Origin of the sequence: Cupriavidus sp. SIMBA_020, assembly GCF_046535395.1 — a bacterium.
In the GTDB taxonomy this organism is placed as follows: domain Bacteria; phylum Pseudomonadota; class Gammaproteobacteria; order Burkholderiales; family Burkholderiaceae; genus Cupriavidus; species Cupriavidus campinensis.
In genome coordinates this window covers 1-370 of record NZ_JAWRWU010000143.1, presented here as the reverse complement: position 1 = coordinate 370, position 370 = coordinate 1, and the positions used below count along the sequence as shown (strand labels likewise).

Here is a 370-nt window from a genome sequence, read left to right as displayed (position 1 = left end):
CTTACAATTCAAATGTATATGATTCGAGCAGCATGAACCGTTTAAAAAACCATTTCATTAGAATGATGGAAATCATTTCAGAAGACCCCACAGTCAATATTTCGGAGATTGATATCACGATAGACAATGAACGGCACCAACTCTTAGAAGAGTTTAATGATACACAAGCAGATTATGACAGAGAAAAAACACTACAGGAGCTATTTGAAGACCAAGCGGATAAACGCCCTGATCATATAGCGGTGAAGTTTAGAGATCGTTATCTTACGTACCGGGAACTCAATGAGAAGTCGAATCAGCTCGCAAGAGTGCTGCGTCAAAAAGGAGTAACCCGGCATTCAATTGTCGGACTCATGACAGAAAATTCCCT

At 40.0% G+C, this 370-nt stretch carries 1 protein-coding gene; it reads left to right on the top strand.

Annotated features, from left to right (window positions below; genetic code table 11):
• Positions 1–32 precede the first annotated feature (32 nt).
• Positions 33–370, top strand: a 338-nt coding sequence (locus SB751_RS28540) for an AMP-binding protein (protein ID WP_410748858.1), incomplete at its 3' end; no start/stop codon positions are given.